This window comes from Oscillibacter sp. GMB15532, assembly GCF_041020825.1.
In the GTDB taxonomy this organism is placed as follows: Bacteria; Bacillota; Clostridia; order Oscillospirales; family Oscillospiraceae; genus Oscillibacter.
The window spans coordinates 112,071-134,857 of the sequence record NZ_JBEVTO010000002.1; the positions used below are offsets into that span (position 1 = coordinate 112,071).

Sequence of the window (22,787 nt, forward strand, 5' to 3'; positions counted from 1 at the left end):
ACCTTGTCTTTTTTGGAACAGGGAAGAGGGGAAAGATAAATATTGCCAAGGCTCAGGAATCCAGCGGTTTTTTCGGGGCCTTAACCTGCGAAAGGGGATTGGCTTTGGCGGCAACACGGAGGGCCTCGTTATCAATATGGGTGTAGATCTCTGTGGTGTTCAGGTGCTCGTGACCTAAAACCTCCTGCACCGCTTTCACATCTACGCCATTTTGGAGCATCAGCGTGGCGGCCGTGTGGCGAAGCTTGTGAGAAGAGTATTCCGACGCGTCCAGTCCGGCTTGGCCAAGATGCTTTTTCACCAGTGCATGCACGCCGGAGCGGCTGATACGCTTGTTCTGTTCTGATAGAAGCAGGGCGCTGCTGTCCCGTCCAGACACGGGGCGCCGCACTGCCAGATATCGCTGCAGCGCATCCTTGCAGGCCTCGTTCAGATACACGATGCGGACTTTATTGCCCTTGCCCAAAATCCGAAGGGCCTCGTCCTGAATATCATTTAAATTCAGACCCACCAGCTCGGAAATCCGCAATCCGCAGTTTAGAAACAGCGTCAGGATGCAGTAATCCCGTTCGCGGTTCTTTCCGTCAACCGACCCTAGAAGCCGGATGCTTTCATCCAGCGTCAGATATTTTGGCAGTGTTTTTCTGGTTTTTGGAGAATCGATATCCTTCACGGGGTTTTCTGTGATCAGATGGACCTTATTGGTCAGATAATTGTAAAAAGAGCGGAGCGTTGCAATTTTTCGTGCTCTGGAGGCAGCGTTCAGTCCATAATCTGACGAAGAGCTGTTTTGATGCAAAATTCGGTCGCGGCTGAGATAGGTCATGTATCCATAAATATCTGTTAATGTTACAGATTTAACAAAGTCTAAATCCACATCCAGAATTGAGACTTCGTCCAGACGCCTGTTCCGCAGGGACAGGTCCCGTGTCTGCTTCATATAACGGAAAAAGTTCCGCAGGTCCAGAAAATATTCATCCACGGTTCGTCTGGAGTGGGCTTTGATGGTTTCGTGATAAGCCAGAAAGTCCCGCAGGACCGGCGGCGCTTCGGTGCGGTAATCGTTCAAAATATCACCCTCAAATTATGTAATGACTTTGTTAGCGCAGCCACCAGAGCGGTCTGAAAACATGAATCTTCATAAAAAGCTACTCAAATCGCTGGAAACGGGTTTACCGGGATAGATTTTGCGAGCGGTCGGCACAGATACTGTGCCCTCGTACCTTATAGATAGAAACCCGGGTCGGTAATGGTACGGCTTTTTTTAACCGATGGCAAGGGGTTTGGCATCTATTGAATAGCAGACGGTCGGAGTATATCAATGCTTGTTTGACTCCCCTGCTTTGAACAAAATTTTTATTTTGTTCAATCGTCATTGTAAAACAATGCCGACTGTCCGCCCTGCGCCCCGACGTGCCACCGGGCTGCGCGCGCTGCGTGTCGTAGGCAGCACGTCGGAAGCAGCGCCCCGCACCGCGCTTGGGGCCAGCCGCTCCGGGCAACAAAATAAACGTTGTTGTTCCGTCTTGGTATTCGATGGCGTGTGTTTTCGTCGCCTCCGAACCTAGCTTGCCGTCCTCCTTCCGCACCGTATTGGCTGTGTCAAAACAACTCCCATTCAGGTGCAAGGTTGTTTTGACACAAGTATAGAGCGGCGCTGGTCACTTGTCAACCGAAAGTTTCCGCCTCCGTTGCTCGGCAAGGACATTCTTCCGAAAAAGCAGCGCGTCAGCCATCACGTGGTTCGCTGGCTTCGTTCCGGGAGATGCCAGACCGACCCGGCGCAAAGTCGGGCCGGTTTCTTTTTTCAAAACATAAACTCCGCCGTTTCAGCACATCCTAGCCGCAAACATCTGAACTGCCTGCAAGCATCTCAAACTGAAAGGAATGGACTGAATTTTATGGGGCTTATTCCATGCACCTCTGCCTGTATCTATCAAAAGGACGGACTGTGCGATTTGGACTGTGCGGCCGCTGCGGGAGTTCTCCCCGCCGGAAGCGGCTGCGTTCACTTCATCCCTGTTTGCGCAGCACGGAGCGCAGAGCCTCCCCAATATTCCGCACCGGAATCAGTTCCAATCCCGCCGGTGGATGGAGCGATTGGGACCGGTGCTCCGGAATCAGGCAGCGCTTAAAGCCCAGACGCTGCACTTCGTTCACCCGCTGGCTGAGCTGGCTGACGCTGCGCAGCTCCCCTGTTAAACCTACCTCTCCGATAGCCACCAGGTCGCTGGGAATGGGCTGATCCAGATAACTGGAGGCCAGTGCCACGGCGGCGGCAAGGTCGGCGGCAGGCTCGTCCAGCCACAATCCGCCGATGATATTTAAGTAGGTGTCGCAGGTGGAGAGCTTCAGCCCTCCCCTCTTTTCCAGTACCGCAATCAGCATGGCCGCACGGTTATAATCAAAGCCGTTGCTGGTGCGGCGGGGCGTTCCGTAGCCGCTGGGAGCAATCAGGGCCTGCACCTCCGCCAGCACAGGCCGCACCCCCTCCATCACACAGGTGACGCAGCTCCCCGGTGCATCCGCCGGGCGACCCGCCAGCAGCAGCTCCGAGGGGTTTTCTACCTCGTGCAGGCCTGCGTCCTCCATCTCGAATACGCCGATTTCATTGGTGGCCCCAAAGCGATTTTTTGCCGCTCGTAAAATACGATAGGAGCTGTGCTGATCTCCCTCGAAATACAGCACGCAGTCCACCATGTGCTCCAAAACCTTGGGTCCGGCAATGGAGCCCTCTTTATTCACATGCCCGATGACGAACACGGTGACCTCCTGCCCCTTGGCAAGCTGCATCAGGGCCATAGTGCAGTCCTTCACCTGCCCCACGCTTCCGGCGGGAGAATCCAGCGCGTCGTTGTACAGCGTCTGGATAGAGTCGATGATGAGAATATCGGGCTGCTCTACCGCCACTGTTTCCAGCACGTCCCCCAGGCAGGTTTCGGAGATGACGAACAGCTGTTCGCTCTCCACATCCAGCCGTTTTGCCCGGAGCTTTAGCTGGTGCTCCGACTCCTCTCCGGATACATACAAAACCTTGGAGAATTCACACAGCTTGCTGCAAATTTGCAGCATCAGCGTGGACTTTCCAATACCCGGCGCGCCGCCCACCAGCACCAGAGAACCCTTGACGGCTCCGCCGCCAAGGACCCGGTCCAGCTCTCCCATTCCGGTGGGAAAGCGAATTTCCGATGCGGTTTCCAAATCCGTCACCGGGCGGGCACGGCGGGCTCCCCCCACGACGGGGATTGCCGGAGCCGTCGCTTTCCCGATCCCTCGGGACTTTTTCGGCGCGGCTTCCGCAGGACGCTCCACCACCGTGTTCCAAGCGCCGCAGGCGGGGCACTTCCCCGCCCATTTGGGCGTCTCGTTTCCACATTCCGTGCAGTAAAACGTGCTTTTCACTTTCATCTATGATGTTTCCTCCGTAGAAAAATATCCGGCGGCAATGGCGAGCGCCAGCCGTGTCTGGTATCCCGGCTCTTGCAGGCGGGTGGTTTCCGCACTGTTGGAGAGGAAGCCGCACTCCACAATGATTGCCGGAGCCGTGGCGTTTTTCGTGAGATAGATGGAATCGGAAATACGCTTGGGTGTTTTTCCGTTTCCGGTATTTACGTTGCTGTTCAGCCGCTCCTGTACGGTCGCGGCCAGTGCCGGGGCAGGCTCCACGCCGTTGTAAAACACCTGTGCACCATGGGTTTTCGGAGAACCCGGTAAACTGTTTTGATGGATGCTGAGGAGCACCGCGTTTTCCAGACTGTTTACCAGCGCTACCCGGTTTTTAAGGTCGGAGGCCTTTTTCTGCCGCAATGTTGTAGCTTCCGGAGAATGGATGGACACGTCCTCCGTCCGGGTCATCACTGTCTCCTGCCCCAAAAACTGAAGCAGCGCGTCCAGCCGCCCGGCAATCTGCAAATTCAGCCCGCTTTCCACTGTGCCGTCTCCGGCCACCGCGCCGCCGTCCTCTCCGCCATGGCCCGGGTCCACCACCACCACGCGGCTGGGGCTTCCCACCGGCTGGGCCGAGAGCACGGAGACACTCCCACTCCCCTGCCACAAAATCAACGCCATTCCCGCCACCGCCGTAAGCAGCAGCGCGGAAAAGCCCAGATGGGTTCTGCGTATAAAAACAACCATCGCCGTCACCTCCCGTGAAGAATATGAGGTACGGCTTTTCCATTATGTCCTTCGGATGGGGCGAAGCAGCCGATATGGCTGACTGTGCTGGCCCCCGAATATTATAGCACCCTTTCGCCCGGTCCCGCAAGATGTACCCGCGAGGTTTGCCCGGCATAGTATGGCATAAGCGCACGATACCGTGCGCAGTCTGAGCAAACCTGCGCAAAGGAAGGAGTATTTTTGCAGATGGATAGACCTGAATTGAATTCCTGCGGCCAAAACGACGGGAGCCTTCCCGGACGCTGTGCGCCGCTGGCTTTTCCCTATGTGCCCATGCAGGATCAGGACCCGCCCCGCTATGAAAACGCCACGGCGCTTCAGACGGGGACACTGTTTCCGGGGCTGGACCTGCCTTTTAAGGCGGCAATGACTGACAAGCTGAAAACCAACAACACCGCCTTGGCGGAGTTGATGGCGCTTGATTTTGCGATCGACGAGCTGGGCCTTTATCTCACCACCCACCCCAAGGACCAGGAGGTTTTGAATCTCTACTGGTCCTATATCAAGCTTGCCCAAGAGGGCCGGATAACGTATCGCAAAATGTACGGGCCCCTCCTCCAGACCGATATTACGGAGCAGGAAGGCTTTATCTGGCTAAATGACCCATGGCCCTGGGATGAAGGAGTGAACGGCTGATGTTTGTTTATGAAAAAAAGCTGCAATATCCCGTTAATATCAAAACTCCGAATCCCAAGCTGGCGGCGTTAATTATCAGTCAATACGGAGGACCGTATTTCAACAGACTACAAAAACATCACGTCTCCGGGAAACCGAAGACGTGATGTTTTGCTTTTACACAGGGTGCGCTGTGTCCTGCCCCAAACCAGGGGAGGCTTTTACCGGCGCTCGCGTCTTTTTCGATTGCCTGCCACGCGATCATGCGCTTTCTCGGATGCAGCATGAGGCCTTTCAGAAACGACCGTCCGGGCTTGTGAATGTCTGGGATTAGAGGATGATGAGGGGGAATGTGAACGACCGTGGCCGTATCTGGTTTGCGGTGCCTTTTCAGACTTTTGCAGGATTTTCATTGGCCACTCTGATTTTTCTACGGGAATAGTCCGCCCTACCAGCCGTTCGATATCCTTTAGGTACGAAATTTCATCATAGTCACAGAAACTAATGGCAATGCCGCCTAAACCAGCACGGCCGGTTCTGCCGATACGGTGAACATAAGTTTCCGCTTCATTTGGCAATTCATAGTTAAACACGTGGGATAGCTCAGGAATATCAATTCCTCTTGCCGCAATATCTGTTGCAACAAGGATTTTGATATCTCCGTTTTTGAAGCGTTTCAGGGCGGTCTGTCGGGCGGTCTGGCTCTTGTTCCCATGAATAGCCATCGCCACCACATCGGATCCGGCCAACTCCTCGACTACCCTGTTGGCAACATGCTTTGTCCGGGTAAATACCAGTGCGCTTTTAATGTCGCGGCCACGAAGCAGTTTTGCCAGCAGGTAGCGTTTGTTTTTCTTATCGATAAAATATATATGCTGGTCAATGGAGGCCGCCGTGCTGGACACGGGGTCTACTTTCACTGTAACCGGGTCGTGAAGAATCGTGTTTGCAAGCGCCTCAATCTCTTTTGGCATTGTGGCGCTGAAAAGAAGCGTCTGCCGCTTCTCCGGCAGCGCGCGCAGAACTTTCTTTACATCATTGATAAAGCCCATATCCAGCATCCGGTCAGCCTCATCCAAGACAAAAACTTGAATTTGCGAGATGTCGATATAGCCTTGATTCATCAGGTCGCACAGTCGCCCAGGCGTCGCAATTAAGATATCAACGCCTCGCCGCAGTTTTTCTATTTGCGGCACCTGACTGACGCCGCCAAAGATAACAGCGCAGCGAAGACGCAGGTTGGCTCCATATTCCTCAAAATTCTCCTGAATTTGAATGGCCAGTTCTCTTGTGGGCGTGAGAATCAATGCCTTAATACCCTTTTTTTGCTCCATCGCAAGGTTTTGAAGAATTGGAAGGGCAAAGGCCGCGGTCTTGCCCGTACCGGTTTGGGCGCAGCCAATCAGGTCTTTCTTTTGCAATAGCAAAGGAATTGCTTTTTCCTGAATGGGAGTCGGTGTTGTGTATCCTTGGCGTTCAACCGCCTTTAAAATAGGTGCTGCGAGGTTTAGTTCTTTAAATGTCATGTCATTCTCTTCTTCTAAAATATCAGAATAGGCGGCACTCATGCACATGGCACAGATGCGTCCTACTTTGTACGAATTAAGAAAGCAGCGCGGTTCCCGTTAATAAAGATCAACGGGAACCGCAGAAACTACTTTATTATTTTAAGTATACCACAAATTGCAAAAATGAAAAGACAATTTTAAACCAGCAGCATTTCTCCCTGAATGATATCCGTATTTCATATTTAAGGGCAGCGCTCCGCCCTGACTGGCGTTGTGTATTCTTGTCCAACTCGAAACCTCTGTACGAAGCCCAACGAATGAAACAGTGCTCACCCGTGCATTCTAACCCAAGACATCGGAATGAATCAGATCCGGAGGCATTGTTATGATCAAACCTTTCTGCAACACACTTCTGATTATTGATGTTCAGAAGGAATTTCTGACGGACACCACCAGAGACCGTGTTCCTGAAATCCAAAGATTGGTCGAGACCGGCAGATATGACTACTGTATCCTGACTTATTACAAAAATACGCCGCAGTCGCCGTTCTATAACCGGCTGCACCGATACAGCGGTCTGGACGCCTGTTCCGATTCCCTGCTGATCCACCCCCCGGCCGGGTTGCCGACGGTGGTCGAGGAAAAAACGACTTACGGACTCCCGCATGAAGACCTGTCCCGTTTGGTGGGGCAGTGCTCTCATATTGATCTGGTCGGTTTTGATACGGATGCCTGCGTATTAGCATCGGCAATTACGCTTTTCGACGCAGGCTATGACTTCGATGTTCTCGGGGAGTTCTGCGCGTCTACAAACGGACGCGACTACCACGAGGCGGGCATGAAAATTATTAACCGGGTGCTGGCCCACCAACCGGAGCAGGAATGTCCCGAGACAGATGATCGCTGAAACTGCCGTCTGCGCCACGGTCTTGGCCACCCGCATGCCTGCCGCCTTTGCCCGTTTTTCATATGTACTTCCTTCTTGGAGCGGGGCATAGGCCCGGCCCCGCCCCGCATATCGGCTAATACCCATAGGCGTTAAAAAGCCACCTACAAAATATTTAAAACAATTTGGCAAAGACTATTTTGGAGGTGATCGTATGGACCCAAAGAAAAATCTGCCGCAAATTTTGAAAGACGAAGACGGTGACAAACCTATTCCGGAGAACGTCTACCCGGTCATTGACACAGACTTGGCAAGGGACAATCTAGAAAACGATCTTCCCGCCGCCGACCTTCAGGACCTTTGATCTACCGCCCCTTAACCGGGGCGGTTTTCTTTTTCTACTTCCGCTGGCTGCCGGAGCCACACAAATCTCGCCTTCTTCCGGTTACTATTTAGTGTCATTTCCACTTGCTTTTCATAAGATATCAAGGGGTGATATGACAGTGCATCTCATAAATTTCAATCAATCACCAAATGCTTGTGCACAAATAAACGGGAGCGTGATGTATCCCGAAATTCGCGGAATCGTCCGGTTTTATCAGACAAGGTCCGGAGTGCTTGTAGCAGCGGAAGTGACCGGATTACCCTATGATGACGGTCCCTGTGGAGCTGAGATCTTCGGCTTTCATATTCACGAGGGTGCCATATGTGCAGGGAATGCGACAGACCCCTTTGCCGATACGGGCGGACACTACAATCCGAGAAATTGCTTGCACCCGGACCACGCAGGTGATCTTCCTCCGCTTTTCGGAAATCAGGGCTTCGCATTCATGACGGTTTTTACAAACAGATTTTTCGTAGACGAAATTGTAGGCAAAACCGTCGTAATCCATAGGTATCGGGATGATTTCACAACGCAACCGTCCGGGGATTCAGGCCCTAAGATTGCCTGCGGGCAAATTTATAAAAACATACCCTCATGTTGCTGTTGAGCGGCTATGCCGTCTCCGGTCTTATACACCGGGGACGGCGCTTTTTTATTCTCATGATTCTATACATGCTCTGCCGATGGTGCGCCCGCACTTGTTTTGTCAAAGGATATAAATTTTGAATCTGCCAAAAATACAGGTGAGGTGATTCAAAATGCCAAAAGACAGCCAGCTTGACCCAAAGCCTGTCCGCCTGAAAAAAGCAAAGGGCGGTCCGACATTTGCACAAAGCGCCCTTGACGGCGAGGGCCGCAATGATAAAAAGCAGTCGGGAAACCGGCATAAACCCGGCGATGACAAACGATAAAGTTTCCGCCCCGCCTTTTTAAGGCGGGGCCTGCTTCTGTAAAATTAAGCGCAGATGAATCTTCCTATTTTGAAGTTTCTTTTCTGTGGTTTCAAAAGCAAAATTTTTCTTCTGAAATGCGACTGAGTTTCAACTTTATATTCTTTTAACATGTCCTATACTGTAATTGCAGCCTCCATCGGCGTTTGAAGGAGGACTTACCATGACTACATTCCAAGTCTTTACACTAATCATTTCAGCCAACGTCCTACTGCTCGCACTATTGACTTACTTAAAAAAGTGATGGTTGTGGATTAGTAGTACCTAGGTGTGTGAATGGAGGCTGTAAAGTGGTGGTGCTTACGCACCACCACTTTTTTGACTCATAGCCCCACGGTGATATAGCTTGATCGCCAAAGTGGTGTCCAATAAACTAATTCTCTTCATCTTGTCGCCACCGCCCTTTTGTTCCCAAAATCACATACTCCAGTATGTACTTGATCCGCAAGGTCAGTGTCCGCCCGGTGAATCCCTCCGGAATTCCGGCAGTCTCGCCCAAAACGTCCGTCACGGTTTTTCCAGTCGGTCCAGCCTGCGGCCCATTTTGCGGGCGCATTTTTCTGATTTCTGGCTCATAAAGTGTTCCCCTCACAAATAATTTCTTCCGAACTCCCGGATAAAGTTTTCCGTGATCCAGTCGTTTTCCGCCGGCCGTATTCGTGAAGCTGTTGCATGGTTTCCGGGTTCCAGTACGCGGTCTCCGGCCCGTTTTCATGGCAGCCATTGTTGCACAGGTAGACTACCAGTTCATACTGCTCCGACTTCTTCCGCAGCACCCCGCCGAAAATGTGGTGCTTGTCCAGCGGGTCCGCGTAGCCGTTCCGCCAGCACCGCCAGCACACATGGGGAACTCTGCTTTGTACGTGGTTCTCTTTATCGTGCTCTTTCGCGCGGACACGCTTTTGGGGCACATCATGGCTTTGGCTCCTCCTCTATGCGGAACACGACTTTGCCCCGGAAAAGTGCGTTCAGATAGGTCACCTTTAGTGCAGCGCCGATTTCGCTGCGCTTTTCCTTCGGCAGCGTGTCAATATTCACTTCCTGTCCGTTCACAGTCACAAACGCCTCTACCCGGATAGGCTCCTGCTGCCGTTTTGCCATGTCCCTCACCTCAATGCAGCCTATGGTTTTCCGTGGTTGTCCTATGCTCTCGTCCTTCCGCTCCGCCAAAAGTCGTATCAGCGCACTGCCTCTTTCAGATTTGGAAATTTGCTGGCGTTACTGCTGGCTTCTTATGTTTATGTTCCTAATTTTCATAGTGCATCTGATGATGGCGCATCTATTTACCGTCTGGATGCGCCTGCACAGCCAGATGAAAAGCCTTGGAGCAACGAGCTGAGGTGAATAACGTAAAACGTTTCCTGTCACTCAACCAAATCTCAGATTACGCGATTCTCACGCACTATTCCAGTCAAATTTCTTTTTTCCGCCAAGCTCCCAAAAGGAAAAAATCCGGACGGATATTGACTATCCATGCATCCCAAGGACGAGAGTGGGATATGCTGTGATTACATCCAAAAAGGCTATGCAAATTATGTTCGAGCCTGATGCCGAAAAGCGTGATTTCATAATAGACGCGCTTTTAGAGCAGATTGCAAAGGACCTTTTGAAAATTGTTTCTGCGCAGATGCTCGGAAATCCGGAGGAATAGAGGTGAAGCCCCATGCCAGACGAATATAGAATCGCCGCTGCGTACATCCGTGTCAGCACGGAAGACCAGGCTGAGCTGTCTCCCGCCAGCCAGCTTGTGGAGATTCGGAAATGGGCGGCGAAAAACGGCTGGATTGTCCCAGACGAATACGTGTTTGTGGATGAAGGAATTTCCGGACGGAAGATTGCGGGCAGGGACGCGTTCCGCCACCTGATCGGAACGGCAAAATTAAAGCCCAAGCCCTTTGACGCAATCCTTCTCTGGAAGTTCTCCCGCTTTGCCCGCAACCGGGACGACGCAGTGTTTTATAAGTCCGTCCTGCGAAAGCAGCTTCACATTGAGGTGCTTTCCATCAGTGAGCCGATTGCCGAAGGAAAGCTGGGCATTCTTATGGAGGCCCTGATTGAGGCAATGGACGAATATTACTCCATCAACCTTGCCGAAGAGGTAAAGCGCGGGATGGAGGAAAAGCACCGCCGTGGTGAGCTGCAATCCAACCCGTCCTTCGGATACGCAGTGCAGGACAATGTGCTGGTTCCAAGCGAACCGGAAGCTGCTTACATAAAAGAAATCTTCCGCCGCTTCTGTGAGGGAGAAGGTTTTTACCCCATTGCCAAATGGCTGAATTCCATCGGCGTTCGGACGCATCGTGGGAATCTTTTTGAAAACCGCACAGTGGAGTACATTCTTCGCAATCCAGTTTACATTGGAAAGCTTCGCTGGAATCCCTCCGGCATCACTCACCGCAATTTCACAGACACCGCCATTGTGCTGGCGGATGGAAAACACGAGCCTTTGATTGATATGGACACATGGAACATTGCCCAGTCCCGCATCGCGGAGCTGAAAGCCACATGGAAATATCACGGGCGGCCCCTCGGCAGCAATAAAGACTGGATTTCCGGACTGATCCGCTGTTCCTCCTGCGGCGCTACCATGATTTACGCAAAGCCGAACTACTGGAAGTGCAATCACTATGTCCGAGGCTGCTGTAAAACCTCCCAGCACGTTTCTACCGAGCTTTTGAAGGAGGCCATCATTCGCCGCCTGCAAATTGACCTTGAAACCGATTTTCCCATCCAATACGAAGTGATTCGGATTAAGGATGGCGGCGAGGAGAAATTAAACGCGCTGCGTACCCAGCAGGATTCCCTCACTAAAAAACTGGGCCGACTGCGGGATGCATATCTTGCCGGAGCCGACACCGTGGAGGAATATAAGGCCGCGAAAGAGCCCGCGCAGGAAAAGCTGTACGAGGTGGCTGCTCAGCTAAAAAAGGCTGAAAAAGAGAGTGCCCAGCTCGGCACTCCCGTCATTATAAAAAAGTCCATTCGTTCGGCGCTGAAAACCATTACCTCCGATACCGCGACCATGGAGCAGAAATCCGAAGCCGCCCACTCCATCATCGAATACGCCACCTGGGACAAATCTCAAAACCTTCTGCAAATGCACTACCGCCTTATCTTTTAATTGATTTTCGTAGTCTCTTACAATATGGAGGACCCCATGGAGAACTCGGCGCATCGCTGCGGTATCTGAGCCAGCGGTACTCCATGCCCTATCCCGAGCTGAAAGGGCTTTTAACAGATATTGGAACAGAAGAGCTGGGTCATCTGGAGATGGTGGGGACCATCGTCCATCAGCTAACCCGGAATCTCACGGAAAGTGACGTAAAGGAAGGCGGCTTTGCCCCCTATTTTATCGACCACACCACCTCGGTCTACCCCACCGCAGCTTCCGGTTCCCCGTGGAGCGCGGACGGTATTGCCGTTACCGGCGATACCATTGCGGATTTGACTGAGGATTTGGCGGCGGATGGTGCGATGGTGTAAGGACAACATATTTTAACTGACCAGAGATATCAGAAAACCTCGATATTGTATCTATTAAAGCTCTCCCGGAGATTCGTTTTGGTAAACGAATCTCCGGGAGTTGAATATTAAGCAAGAGCTTCTCCTCGCCTCATTACAGATATGGCTGGTAAAATTACATTTGAAAGGCTGTTTAGGGAATACATAGGCTTTTGTTCTGAAAACGAATTGGTGCAGACAAACTCAATCCATTTCTCAAGATACTTGTCTGGCGTGCTGTCCGAAATAATTTCACGGGTTAAAGCCGTCAAACGGACAATATCTGAGGGGCTTCGGGGATATAGCGGGATTGATATATTGAATAATCCGGAGCTCTGATATGTTTACTGAATTTTATACGTACTGTTCTTTGAGTACAGCCTCATATTATTCTAATGAGAATTTTGTGCGTGATTCTATCTCGGGAAAGGAGCTTTGTACATGGACAATCAAAGTATTTGTACGAGTGTTTTCAAGGAGGGACAAAAGCTTTCATCAGAGTACTACACTAAAATTTGGATCACTCTGATCAATCAATTGGAAAAGTCCAAGCAAATACTTTCAGGGGTATAAGTATTGAGGGCCGCGTTTTCCTCATTGTTTGGAAGAGGCACTTCCTTATTTACCAGGTGAATTGAAATGAGTAGAGTAGCTATTTATTGCAGATTATCTGAAGAAGACAGAAATAAACAAGAAGCAAGCGATGATTCCGGCAGCATTCAGAATCAAAAATCCATGCTGTTGCAGTATTCCATGCTTCACGAGTGGGAAGTATTTAACATTTACAGTGATGATGATTACACTGGTTCGGACCGAAATCGTCCTGAGTTTAAACGCCTGATTGTCGATGCGGAGCAGCAAAAGTTTGATATCGTCCTATGCAAGACACAATCCCGCTTTACCCGAGAATTGGAGCTGGTGGAGAAATACATCCATGGACTCTTTCCAGTCTGGGGCGTCCGATTTGTCAGTATCGTGGATAACGCGGACACTGCCATTAAGGGAAATAAAAAGTCCAGACAGATCAACGGCCTTGTAAATGAGTGGTACTTGGAGGATATGTCAGAGAATATCCGCAGCGTTTTGACAAGCCGCAGGCAAAACGGGCTCCACATTGGTGCTTTTGCCCTATATGGCTATCGGAAAGACCCAGAAGAAAAAGGACATCTCATCATTGATGCTGAGGCTGCCGCCATAGTACGGGAAGTCTTTACGCTCTTTTCCCAAGGGTACGGAAAAACTGCCATTGCCAGAATGTTAAATGACAGGGGTATTCCCAATCCAACAGAATACAAACGTCTACATGGGCTCCGATATCAGCAGCCAAAACAAAAAAACAGCACCCTCTGGAAATATTTTGCCGTCTCTGATATGCTGACCAACGAAATCTATATTGGGAACATGGTGCAGGGTAAATACGGCAGTATTTCATACAAAACAAAGAAAAATAAACCGAGGCCCAAAACACAGTGGTATCGCGTGGAAGGCACCCATGAAGCAATCATTGATCAGGATTTGTGGAATAAGGTGCAATCGCTTATCAGGCAGCGGGCGAAACCCTTTACCGTGGGAACCATTGGCCTATTTGCCGGAAAGGTCAAGTGCATGAATTGTGGCTACACCATGCGTTCCTCCAAAAATCACGGCAGACACTATCTGCAATGTTCTAACCGGCATGTTTCGAAGGAGTCCTGCATTGGCTCCTTTATTTCGATGGATAGGCTTGAACAAATGGTTCTCAAAGAGCTCCGGCGCCTCTCGTCCGAATATTTGGATAAAGACGAGCTGGAACGGAATATTGAATTCTGTGACACGCTCAAGGCACGGCGGCAGAAGCTTGTGAAGGACATGGATTCCTATCAGAGAAAAATTGATGAATATGCCAAAGGTATCCTTGAACTCTATATGGATAAGGTCCGTGGTATTATCTCTCAGAAAGATTTTGTATCAATGACTGCTGACTTTTCTTCAGAAAAAGAGCGGCTTGAGCGAGTGGTAAACGATAGTCAGATGCAGCTTGCAGAGCTGGATGAACGGATTTTCGCCGGAGATAATCGCCAGGAGTTGATTGAGCAATATACCAACATTCAGCATCTAACGCGGGAAATGGTAGAAATCCTGATCGACTACATATCTGTCGGAAAGCGTATCCCCGGCACAAAAGAGGTTCCCATTGAAATTCATTGGAACTTTTGAAATTGAAAAATAGTATGAAATAAAAGGATAGAGATGTTTTTACATCTCTATCCTTTTCATATGCCGACTTTATTCGAGTGCAGGCAGAAGCTTCATCTCCATCTCATCGACAGAAAGCATACCCTCCATGAGTTTCAGATACTGCTCCTTTGTCAGGACTGCCTCAAAACTGTCAATGATAGCTTTGGCACGATTACCTCCATTTTTAAGTAGCTTATAGGCAATCAGGGCAAACACCTTCGCCGGAACTATATACGCATCATCAAGATCAGTCAGTTCTACATCCGGCGAATGCAGTGTTCCGCGGAATCCACCGGTGTTGAACTGCAGCAGCGGCATGATGCAGCTCACGTCTCCATAATCGCCAGAACTGGTAGAATGAAACTCCGGCCCTGTACAGGTTACCGGCGTATCACCGCAGATAAGCTGCAATGCCTCCTCTACGACACTGGCGTCCTTCACCGGCACAATCGGTAAATTTCCCGGAAGATTCGTAATTGTCAAGCCGCAGCCTGTAGCCACTGCGCCAGCATGCATCGCGCGATCTACCTTTCGTGCCGCGTCCTGATAGGCCGGAATGGTCTTGCCGCGAATGGAATACTCCAGCCGCACATCATCTGCTATAATATTGGGCGCATCGCCTCCTTTGGAAATACAGGCGTGTACCCGCACGGTATCTCCGTCCCGGAATGATTCCCTCTGCACATCAACCGCATGCATGGCGATATTTGCTGCGTTCATCGCGTCAATACCTCGCTCCGGCTCTCCCGCAGCATGTGCTGCACGGCCATGAAACTGCACCATCTTGGTCACAAAGCCGTTGCAGGAACGGTTTGCCACCAGATATTGCTTCGAGGTGGAAGCATGGTGACCCACCACAATGTCCAAATCATCCATTGCCCCGATCCGCAACAGTTCGCACTTTCCACATCCATAACGAATCAGTCCCTGCTGACGCATTTTATTGCGCTTCTCGATTTCTACATACTCCTCGGCGGGAACGCCGAAGAATACTACATTTCCGTCCAGCGCCTCAGCAATCTCCGGGTCGCAAAGTGCAATTGCTGCGCCGACAACGCCGGTTGCTTGCGCATGGTGGCCGCAGCAGTGTGCTGCCCCAGTCTCTGGATTGGCATGTGGATGTGTCGGGATAGGCAATCCATCAAATTCACCCATGAGGCACACAGTGGGACCATCCGCGCTATCTTTGAGATAGCTTTTTACCCCGGTTACTGCCAAACTTTCCTCGGTACGAAGCCCAAGCGACTTCATCTGATTAGCAAATTTACCCGCTGTACGGTGTTCCTGAAAACCCAGCTCCGCATGGAGCCATAGGTCCTCGCCGAAAGCGATCAGTTCGTCCCGATGCTTGTCGATCACGGCGCAGATTTTTTTCTCGATTTCATCCATCATGTACTCCTCCTCGAATCCGACTGTCTATCCGTCGGAGCTTCATTTTTTAGGTCTAAAATACAACCATAGAATGATGGTGGACAAAGCAATCAAAATGATCCAAAGTCCCCAATCCATGACACTGTTTGGGCCGGTCAGAGCCACTAAAAATGGCACAAATAAACTCCTCCATTGTTTTTTTGCAGGTTTAATTTCATTGCTTGCAATTTCACGAAAACACTTCTCTGCTTTAATGTAATATTCGTCGTTTTTACATTATAGTTAATGTCGATTAATTAATATACTCAAACCCGATATATAGTAATTGATCTTGCAGTAAGCGCACAAATTCTCTTGCCTCCGCGCTCAAAACGCTGTTTTCCTTACTGACCCAACCAATCTCGGAACTGATTTCGCAATTTCGGAATAAAAGAAATCGCCACTCATAGGCTCCAAGGTTCACTTTCCCTGGCTTTTGCACTCGTCTGGAATTCAAAACATATCCGTCTGTTTTGTTGAGTATCTCATAAGTTGCGGCACGGGAGTTCACAATATAGCGCATCTTCTCCACTGGCAGACCAATTCTGGGAAAAATATCTGCATATGGGCCGCAGTCCAGACTTTCATCCATGATTTGTGGATACCCGGCCAGTTGCTCTGGTAAAATGTCTTCTTCTTGAGAGTTGTATAACGGATTTTTGGGGCCAACATCCACACCCAGTTGCATTTCACAGATTGGATGATACAGAAGATTTGCAGAGAGGAATCTCTCCAGAAGTTGGTCGCGATAGCAGCTCCATATGCGGACAACGGCAATATCGGCATCGCCACTCACCACGGCATCGGTCACATTTCCGCTGTATTCTTCCCGCAAAGAAAGGTGCAGACCGCCTTCTCTGTGGCGTCGCCCCATGGCTTCTGCGATATCTGAAAGATAGTAAAAACCGTTGCTGATGACGGACAAAGTGTTTTGAGGTGTCGACGCCGTTGTGTTGCGCATTGCGTACAGCTGGCGTAGCTGGCGCTCAATGGGCGTGATATAGGCGATAAACTGGCGACCAAATGGCGTCAATGTCATCCCTTTTTTACTTCGGCTGAAAATTTTTCGTCCAAATTCCGTCTCAACACTTTGAATTGCATTGGAAAGTGAGGATTGGGAGATAAAAAGATTTCTTGCTGCCTGATTTACACTGCCTGTTTTTGCCACTTCAATCATGTAGCGGATCTGATTATTTGTCATATTGAGCGTCCCCTTCTCAGCAAAGCTGCTGTTCTTCTTCGAGAAATGGCACCGGCTTTTTCTGAGATATAATCCATCATAACCCTGAATAGCCGGTTTGTCTTATTCAACTTCCTCTAAATGATATACTAAAAATGTATTATTGCGATGGTAAAAACAATATTATCACATTTTCCGACAAAGTGATATAATAACAAAAATTTACTTGCTCTTTTTATAGATGTGCTTTTGCAAATTCTTTCTCCTGCACAAACTATTGACATAACTTTCGTTTTTTGGAAAGACGATGACGACCCTTATCTCGTTTCTTTCGATTGCCATGATTCGGTTACTAATTGAAATGAATGGGCTTTTTATTATTTTAAATGGCACATTCATTTCAATGTTTAAAGATAAAGCCAAAAAATGAAAAGAGGTATGTAAAAAATGAACGGCAAATTTAAACGCATTGGTTCTCTTGTTCTTGCACTGGGTATAACCGCAGGTCTGCTGGCCGGGTGCGGTTCTTCTTCCACCTCCGGCAATCCCGCGGGTTCTGGCTCTGCAGGTGGCACCGGATCAGTCAAAGATACTTTGACCGTTGCTCTGACAGACGAACCCGATTATCTTTCCACCTGTGACACTGACTCCCTAATGGGTGCCCAAATGAACCTACTGACATACAATGGCCTTACCCGAATCGACATGGAGACACTTCAGCCGGTTTTGGATTTGGCTGACAACTATACACAGGACAGTGATACAGAGTGGACATTCTCTTTAAAGAAAGGGGTCACTTTTCAAAATGGCGATCCTTTTACTGCCGATGACGTAAAAGCGTCCATCGAATATGCCCAGACGTTTGACCGCACCGCAACTTACACTGGTTCCATCGCCGAAGTGCAGGTGGTTGATGAAAATACGGTTAAAATCGTTACCGCTGAACCCGCTCCCAATCTGCTGTATGATCTGGCATATCACTTCAACTACATTCTGCCCCATAGCCTGATTGAGTCCGGAAATGATTTCAGCGCAAATCCCGTAGGTACCGGCGCGTACAAGCTGGTTTCCTGGGATAAGGGAAACACGATCACTTTTGAGGCCAATGCGGACTATTTTGATGCCGACCGTACGCCTTCTATCAAAAATCTGGTTTTTTCTATTATTCCTGAAGGTACCACTCGTACCATGGCTCTGGAATCCGGCGACGTTGACTTTGTTTATTCCGTTGCGTCGTCTGATATTGATCGTCTGAAATCTGCTGAGGGCATTGATGTGAAAGAAATTGTCTCTGTTGAGAACTTCTTTTTGTATCTGAACGCCGTCAACGGTGACTTTACTGATTCCAACCTGCGTTTGGCAGTTGCATACGCAATTAATCGTGATGATATTGTTGCCGGTGCCTTAAACGGCTATGGAACCCCCTCCTATTCCACCGTCTCTATGGGATACCCGGAATCAGTGAACACGAATTCGTATAGCTATAATCTTGATAAAGCGAAGGAATATCTGGCAGCTTGGGGCGGCGATCCCTCTAAAGTTAAGCTGGAAATCATTTGTTCAAACGACACAAAAACTGCGATCGCAACGATTATGCAAGCTGAGCTTGCTGAGATTGGTATTAATGTTGTCATTGATTCCACTGACTCTGCAACATATCAGACTGCCATGGCGACCGATACCCTGAGTGCTGCCATTGTGTCTTGGTCCCCTGCCAACGCTGCTACCTATGTCTCCCGTTTCCACTCCGACCGCCATGGCAATACCCCCGCATCTGTGTCTACTGACGAGATGGATGGACTTGTGGACAAGCTGCGCGTTGAGATGGATCCCGACTCCCGTACGCAGCTGATTCAGGAAATTACTGCGGAAGCGAACGCCGGCTGTTGGTTTGTTCCCATTTATCAGGTTAATTATTCCCGCGCTCATAGCGACAAGCTGCATAGTGTTGTTTGCAGTGCCACTGGTTATGTGGACTTCTCTACCATGTACTGGGGTTAATGTAAAATAATTTAATCCGCAAAAATAGATCCCGGTCCTGCACAGGACCGGGATTCTCCAAATGAATACGATTTCTCGTACGCAAAGGAGCATTCATTATGGCAAAATATGTCCTGAAACGAGTTCTATACATGATTCCCGTTTTGCTGGGCGTCACGCTTCTGGTTTTTATCATTATGCATCTGGCACCGGGCAATGTTGCCCAGATGCTGTTAGGTGACAATGCAACCGCAGAGCAGGTGGCCAATTTGCAGCATACGATGGGCCTTGATCGCCCACTTCCCATTCAATACCTTAATTATATGAAGGATCTGCTTCATGGAAGTTTGGGTACATCCTACACCTCCGGAGAGTCTGTAAATGACAAGATTATGGCCTGCTTCCCCTACACCCTGAAGCTGACCCTGGTTGCCGCAGTATTTTCAATCGTTCTGGCACTGCCTCTGGGCATTCTTGCCGCAATGAAGCAAAACACCTGGGTTGACAATGTCAGTATGGTACTTTCTCTCATCGGTGTATCCATGCCGATCTTCTGGCTGGCCGTTATGCTGATTTTACTGTTTTCGTTGAAACTTGGCTGGTTTCCGGTCTACGGCGCAACGAAGTGGAACAGTATTGTTCTGCCGGCAATTTCTTTGGGTTTGATGAATATGGCGTCCATCGCCCGAACCACTCGTTCATCTATGGTTGAAACCATCCGTCAGGATTATATCCGCACAGCGTATGCAAAGGGGCTTTCCAAAGGAACAATTATCATGCGCCACGCCTTTCGCAACGGAATGCTCCCCACCATCACCGTCATTGGGCTGGAGATAGGACAAATGCTGGGGGGATCCGTTCTGACGGAAACGGTGTTTGCATGGCCGGGCGTCGGTCGGCTGATGATTCAGGCCATCAACGGACGGGATACCCCCACGGTAATGGGCTGCATTATTTTGATGACGCTTTGTTTCTCCTTGGTAAACCTGCTGGTCGACTTGCTATATGGTGTGTTTGACCCGCGTGTACGTACCATGTATCAATGAGAGGAAAAGGAGCTATGAAGAAAAAAATAAACACGGCAGAAGAATTTGACTTTCTGTCAGCCCAGAAAAACAGCCAGTTAAGAGATGTCACCCGCCGCCTGTTCAAAAACAAAGCCGCCATAGCAGGACTGATTTTCCTTGTCCTCCTTATATTAACGGCTATTTTTGCAAGTGTAATTTTTGATTATGAAGCGCAGTGTATCAATCAGAACATCAGCCAGCGGCTGCAATGGCCCTCTGTCGAACATATATTCGGCACTGATGAGTATGGACGCGATCTGCTGGTGCGGATTGTTTTTGGTAGCCGCGTTTCTCTGTCTATCGGATTTATCGCCGTTGCATTCGGTTTGGCTTTGGGTGGAATGCTGGGGGCTGTCGCAGGGTTTTTCGGCGGAAAAATTGATAACCTCATTATGCGGATATGCGATGTCTTTCTGGCGGTTCCCATGATGCTGATGGCAATTGTGATTGTTGCCGCATTGGGTTCCAGTATTGTCAATTTGATCATTGCACTTTCCATCTCATCCGTTCCCACTTTTGCTCGAATTGTCCGCAGTGCCGTTCTGACTGTTCGCGATGTGGACTATGTAGAAGCCGCCCGCTCCATTGGCGTCAAGACGCCCCGCATTCTATTCCGCTATATTCTCCCGAATTCCATGGGCCCTATCATTGTCCAGACCACCCTTCGTATTGCTGCCACCATCTCCAATACGGCAGCCCTCAGTTTTCTGGGCCTTGGCATCAAAGCGCCACAGCCGGAGTGGGGGGCTCTGCTGTCCAGCGGACGCGAATTTATTCGGGATTATAGCTATCTTGCCTGCATTCCCGGCATCTGCATCATGCTGACAATTTTGGCGCTGAACCTGTTGGGTGACGGTCTGCGCGACGCGCTCGATCCCCGACTAAAGTAAGGAGGCGCAGAAAATGAACGAAATCAAAGCAGACACGTCCAATATGCTGGAAATTGAAGATCTCAGTGTAGAATTCCGCACACATGACCGCACAGTCTATGCGGTCAACCACCTGAACCTATCCGTAAAAAAGGGACAGACACTGGGCCTTGTGGGTGAAACCGGTGCGGGAAAGACCACTGCCGGACTTGCAGCTCTGGATCTCATTCAGAGTCCCCCCGGCATCATTACTTCTGGCCGCATTACCGTGAATGGGAAAAATGTGATTTGTACCAAGACGGATAACAAGGGAAAGCAGGTTGCAAAAACTTGCCTCACAAAAAAGGAACTGCAAAGTATGCGTGGAAAAACCATTTCCATGATCTTTCAGGACCCCATGACCTCCCTGAATCCGGTACTCACTGTAGAGCGTCAAATTGCAGAGGTTATTGAACACCACGAACATCTGGGATACACGGATGCAACTGCCAAGGCTCGTGAGATGCTGGAGCTGGTTGGTATTCCCGGTGAGCGCGGGGTAGAATATCCTCATCAGTTTTCCGGAGGTATGAAACAGCGGGTGGTGATTGCCATGGCGCTGGCCTGTGATCCCCAGCTATTGATCGCTGATGAACCCACGACCGCTCTGGATGTTACCATTCAGGCACAGGTTTTGGATATGATGAAGAAGCTTCGGGAGCAGCACAACACCTCCATGCTGATGATCACTCACGATTTGGGTATTGTGGCGGACATCTGCGACTGTGTTTCGGTGATATACGCCGGCAGCGTGGTGGAACATGGCACTCTGGAAGATGTCTTTGACCACACACTTCATCCCTACACCCGCGGCCTTTTTGATTCTCTGCCCAATATGGAAGATCGAAGTGCCCGGCTCAAGCCAATCCGCGGTCTTATGCCAGATCCCAGCAAGCTTCCTGAAGGGTGCGCCTTTGCTGACCGTTGCGACTATGCCCTTGAAAAATGTTCCAAGGAAAAGCCGGAAATTTTCTACCGCAATGACGAGCATTACGTAGCCTGTCACCTTTATAATGAACACAGCATTCAGGAAGGAGGCGTACTGAAAAATGAGTGAGCCTTTGCTGCGCGTTGAACATCTAAAAAAATACTTTAAGAGTCCGAAAGGCACCGTCCACGCGGTGGATGATGTCAGTTTTACCATTGAAGCAGGAAAGACTCTGGGCGTTGTAGGTGAATCGGGCTGTGGGAAATCCACCCTTGGACGAAGCATCATTCGTCTGCAGGAGCCAACTGCCGGAAATGTCCTCTTTGATGGGAAAGACATCAGCAAGCTAAGCCGTGATGACCTGTGGCGCCAGCGCCGCGAAATGCAGATGATCTTTCAGGATCCGTTTTCCTCGCTGAATCCCCGCATGACCATCAGTCAGACCATTGACGAGCCGCTGGCACTTTACAATCTGTGTCCGGACAAACTGAGCCGCCAAAAACGTGTGGCGGAGCTGATGGACATCGTTGGCCTTGCCAGACGGCTATACAACACCTATCCCCATGAATTGGACGGTGGCCGCCGTCAGCGCATCGGCATTGCCCGTGCGCTGGCGCTGAATCCCAAGTTTATCGTATGCGACGAGCCGGTCTCAGCACTGGATGTTTCGATTCAGGCACAGATTTTGAACTTGATGCAGGACCTGCAAAGAGAGCTGAATCTCACCTATATGTTTATCACCCACGATCTGAGCGTCGTCCATCATATTTCGGACGATATCATGGTGATGTATCTGGGACAGGCGATTGAAAAGGCGCCGGCAGAGGTTCTCTTTGCCAATCCGGTACACCCCTACACCAAGGCTTTGCTTTCCGCAATTCCGATTCCCAGCTTGCATAACCGCAAAGAACGTGTTCTCATGACCGGCGAGTTGACCTCGCCCATTGATCCCAAACCGGAATGTCGGTTTTGCAGCCGCTGCCTTTATGCACAGGATGCCTGTGGCGCTGGAGACCCCCAGTTGAAAGAGATTGAACCAGATCATTTTGTCTCTTGCTTCCGTTTCGGTATCTGAG

Annotated in this window: 18 protein-coding genes and 2 pseudogenes; 13 read left to right on the plus strand and 7 right to left on the minus strand. The window is 49.9% G+C overall.

The genetic code is table 11. From position 1 onward, the window contains the following. Window positions 1-52: 52 nt before the first annotated feature. The 3 genes from ABVS15_RS03095 to ABVS15_RS03105 form a co-directional block, all read right to left on the minus strand. Window positions 53-1,069, minus strand: a complete 1,017-nt coding sequence (locus ABVS15_RS03095) for a tyrosine recombinase XerC (RefSeq protein WP_369282303.1) — start codon at window positions 1,067-1,069, stop codon at window positions 53-55. 944 nt (window positions 1,070-2,013) lie between these two features. After that, entirely contained in the window at window positions 2,014-3,408 is a 1,395-nt protein-coding gene (radA, locus tag ABVS15_RS03100) for a DNA repair protein RadA (protein ID WP_369282304.1), read from the minus strand. Then, on the minus strand, window positions 3,409-4,134 hold the full coding sequence (locus ABVS15_RS03105) for an N-acetylmuramoyl-L-alanine amidase (protein WP_369282305.1): 726 nt from the start codon (window positions 4,132-4,134) through the stop codon (window positions 3,409-3,411). 228 nt (window positions 4,135-4,362) lie between these two features. Between ABVS15_RS03105 and ABVS15_RS03110 the strand changes: the two genes are divergently transcribed. Both ABVS15_RS03110 and ABVS15_RS03115 read left to right on the plus strand, forming a co-directional pair. Further along, the gene (locus ABVS15_RS03110) at window positions 4,363-4,812 is read left to right on the plus strand and encodes a spore coat protein CotJB (RefSeq protein WP_293008898.1); all 450 of its coding nucleotides are present in this window, start codon (window positions 4,363-4,365) and stop codon (window positions 4,810-4,812) included. Next, window positions 4,812-4,907 (plus strand): annotated as a pseudogene (locus ABVS15_RS03115) (manganese catalase family protein); the annotation flags it as partial. The gene ABVS15_RS03110 and the pseudogene ABVS15_RS03115, both read left to right, overlap by 1 nt. A gap of 105 nt (window positions 4,908-5,012) precedes the next feature. Here the strand turns inward: ABVS15_RS03115 and ABVS15_RS03120 are convergent. Beyond that, on the minus strand, window positions 5,013-6,365 hold the full coding sequence (locus tag ABVS15_RS03120) for a DEAD/DEAH box helicase (RefSeq protein WP_369282306.1): 1,353 nt from the start codon (window positions 6,363-6,365) through the stop codon (window positions 5,013-5,015). Window positions 6,366-6,684: 319 nt separating this feature from the next. Here ABVS15_RS03120 and ABVS15_RS03125 point away from each other — a divergent pair, with 319 nt between their 5' ends. The 3 genes from ABVS15_RS03125 (at window position 6,685) to ABVS15_RS03135 (ending at window position 8,177) form a co-directional block, all read left to right on the plus strand. Next, window positions 6,685-7,206, plus strand: a complete 522-nt coding sequence (locus ABVS15_RS03125) for an isochorismatase family protein (RefSeq protein WP_369282307.1) — start codon at window positions 6,685-6,687, stop codon at window positions 7,204-7,206. 193 nt (window positions 7,207-7,399) lie between these two features. Beyond that, a complete protein-coding gene (locus tag ABVS15_RS03130) occupies window positions 7,400-7,549 on the plus strand; it encodes a hypothetical protein (protein WP_369282308.1) in 150 nt (49 codons plus the stop codon). Between the two features lie 199 nt (window positions 7,550-7,748). After that, window positions 7,749-8,177 (plus strand): superoxide dismutase family protein, encoded by a 429-nt coding sequence (locus ABVS15_RS03135; RefSeq protein ID WP_369282533.1) that lies wholly within the window; start codon window positions 7,749-7,751, stop codon window positions 8,175-8,177. Between the two features lie 1,255 nt (window positions 8,178-9,432). Here the strand turns inward: ABVS15_RS03135 and ABVS15_RS03140 are convergent. Beyond that, complete coding sequence (locus ABVS15_RS03140) at window positions 9,433-9,621, minus strand: hypothetical protein (protein WP_369282309.1); 189 nt, start codon at window positions 9,619-9,621, stop codon at window positions 9,433-9,435. A 562-nt stretch (window positions 9,622-10,183) separates the two neighbouring features. On the opposite strand from ABVS15_RS03140, the gene ABVS15_RS03145 reads away from it, so the two are divergent. The 3 genes and pseudogenes from ABVS15_RS03145 (at window position 10,184) to ABVS15_RS03155 (ending at window position 14,217) form a co-directional block, all read left to right on the plus strand. Continuing rightward, window positions 10,184-11,641, plus strand: a complete 1,458-nt coding sequence (locus ABVS15_RS03145) for a recombinase family protein (protein WP_369282310.1) — start codon at window positions 10,184-10,186, stop codon at window positions 11,639-11,641. Beyond that, window positions 11,641-11,988: pseudogene (locus ABVS15_RS03150) on the plus strand (manganese catalase family protein); the annotation flags it as partial. The gene ABVS15_RS03145 and the pseudogene ABVS15_RS03150, both read left to right, overlap by 1 nt. Before the next feature lie 672 nt (window positions 11,989-12,660). After that, the gene (locus tag ABVS15_RS03155) at window positions 12,661-14,217 is read left to right on the plus strand and encodes a recombinase family protein (protein ID WP_369282311.1); all 1,557 of its coding nucleotides are present in this window, start codon (window positions 12,661-12,663) and stop codon (window positions 14,215-14,217) included. Window positions 14,218-14,286: 69 nt separating this feature from the next. On the opposite strand, the gene ABVS15_RS03160 is transcribed toward ABVS15_RS03155, so the two are convergent. Together ABVS15_RS03160 and ABVS15_RS03165 are read right to left on the minus strand one after the other, a co-directional pair. Beyond that, window positions 14,287-15,627 (minus strand): amidohydrolase, encoded by a 1,341-nt coding sequence (locus tag ABVS15_RS03160; protein WP_369282312.1) that lies wholly within the window; start codon window positions 15,625-15,627, stop codon window positions 14,287-14,289. A gap of 274 nt (window positions 15,628-15,901) precedes the next feature. Next, complete coding sequence (locus ABVS15_RS03165) at window positions 15,902-16,849, minus strand: LysR family transcriptional regulator (protein ID WP_369282313.1); 948 nt, start codon at window positions 16,847-16,849, stop codon at window positions 15,902-15,904. 426 nt (window positions 16,850-17,275) lie between these two features. On the opposite strand from ABVS15_RS03165, the gene ABVS15_RS03170 reads away from it, so the two are divergent. From ABVS15_RS03170 to ABVS15_RS03190, 5 genes are all read left to right on the plus strand, one after another. Next, window positions 17,276-18,829: an ABC transporter substrate-binding protein gene (locus tag ABVS15_RS03170; RefSeq protein WP_369282314.1), complete on the plus strand. Its 1,554-nt coding sequence runs from the start codon at window positions 17,276-17,278 to the stop codon at window positions 18,827-18,829. Window positions 18,830-18,927: 98 nt separating this feature from the next. Next, on the plus strand, window positions 18,928-19,854 hold the full coding sequence (locus ABVS15_RS03175; RefSeq protein ID WP_369282315.1) for an ABC transporter permease: 927 nt from the start codon (window positions 18,928-18,930) through the stop codon (window positions 19,852-19,854). Between the two features lie 14 nt (window positions 19,855-19,868). Continuing rightward, a complete protein-coding gene (locus ABVS15_RS03180) occupies window positions 19,869-20,765 on the plus strand; it encodes an ABC transporter permease (RefSeq protein WP_369282316.1) in 897 nt (298 codons plus the stop codon). 13 nt (window positions 20,766-20,778) lie between these two features. Beyond that, complete coding sequence (locus tag ABVS15_RS03185) at window positions 20,779-21,840, plus strand: ABC transporter ATP-binding protein (protein ID WP_369282317.1); 1,062 nt, start codon at window positions 20,779-20,781, stop codon at window positions 21,838-21,840. After that, the gene (locus ABVS15_RS03190) at window positions 21,833-22,786 is read left to right on the plus strand and encodes an ABC transporter ATP-binding protein (protein ID WP_369282318.1); all 954 of its coding nucleotides are present in this window, start codon (window positions 21,833-21,835) and stop codon (window positions 22,784-22,786) included. The genes ABVS15_RS03185 and ABVS15_RS03190 overlap by 8 nt, the downstream gene beginning before the upstream one ends. Window position 22,787 lies beyond the last annotated feature (1 nt).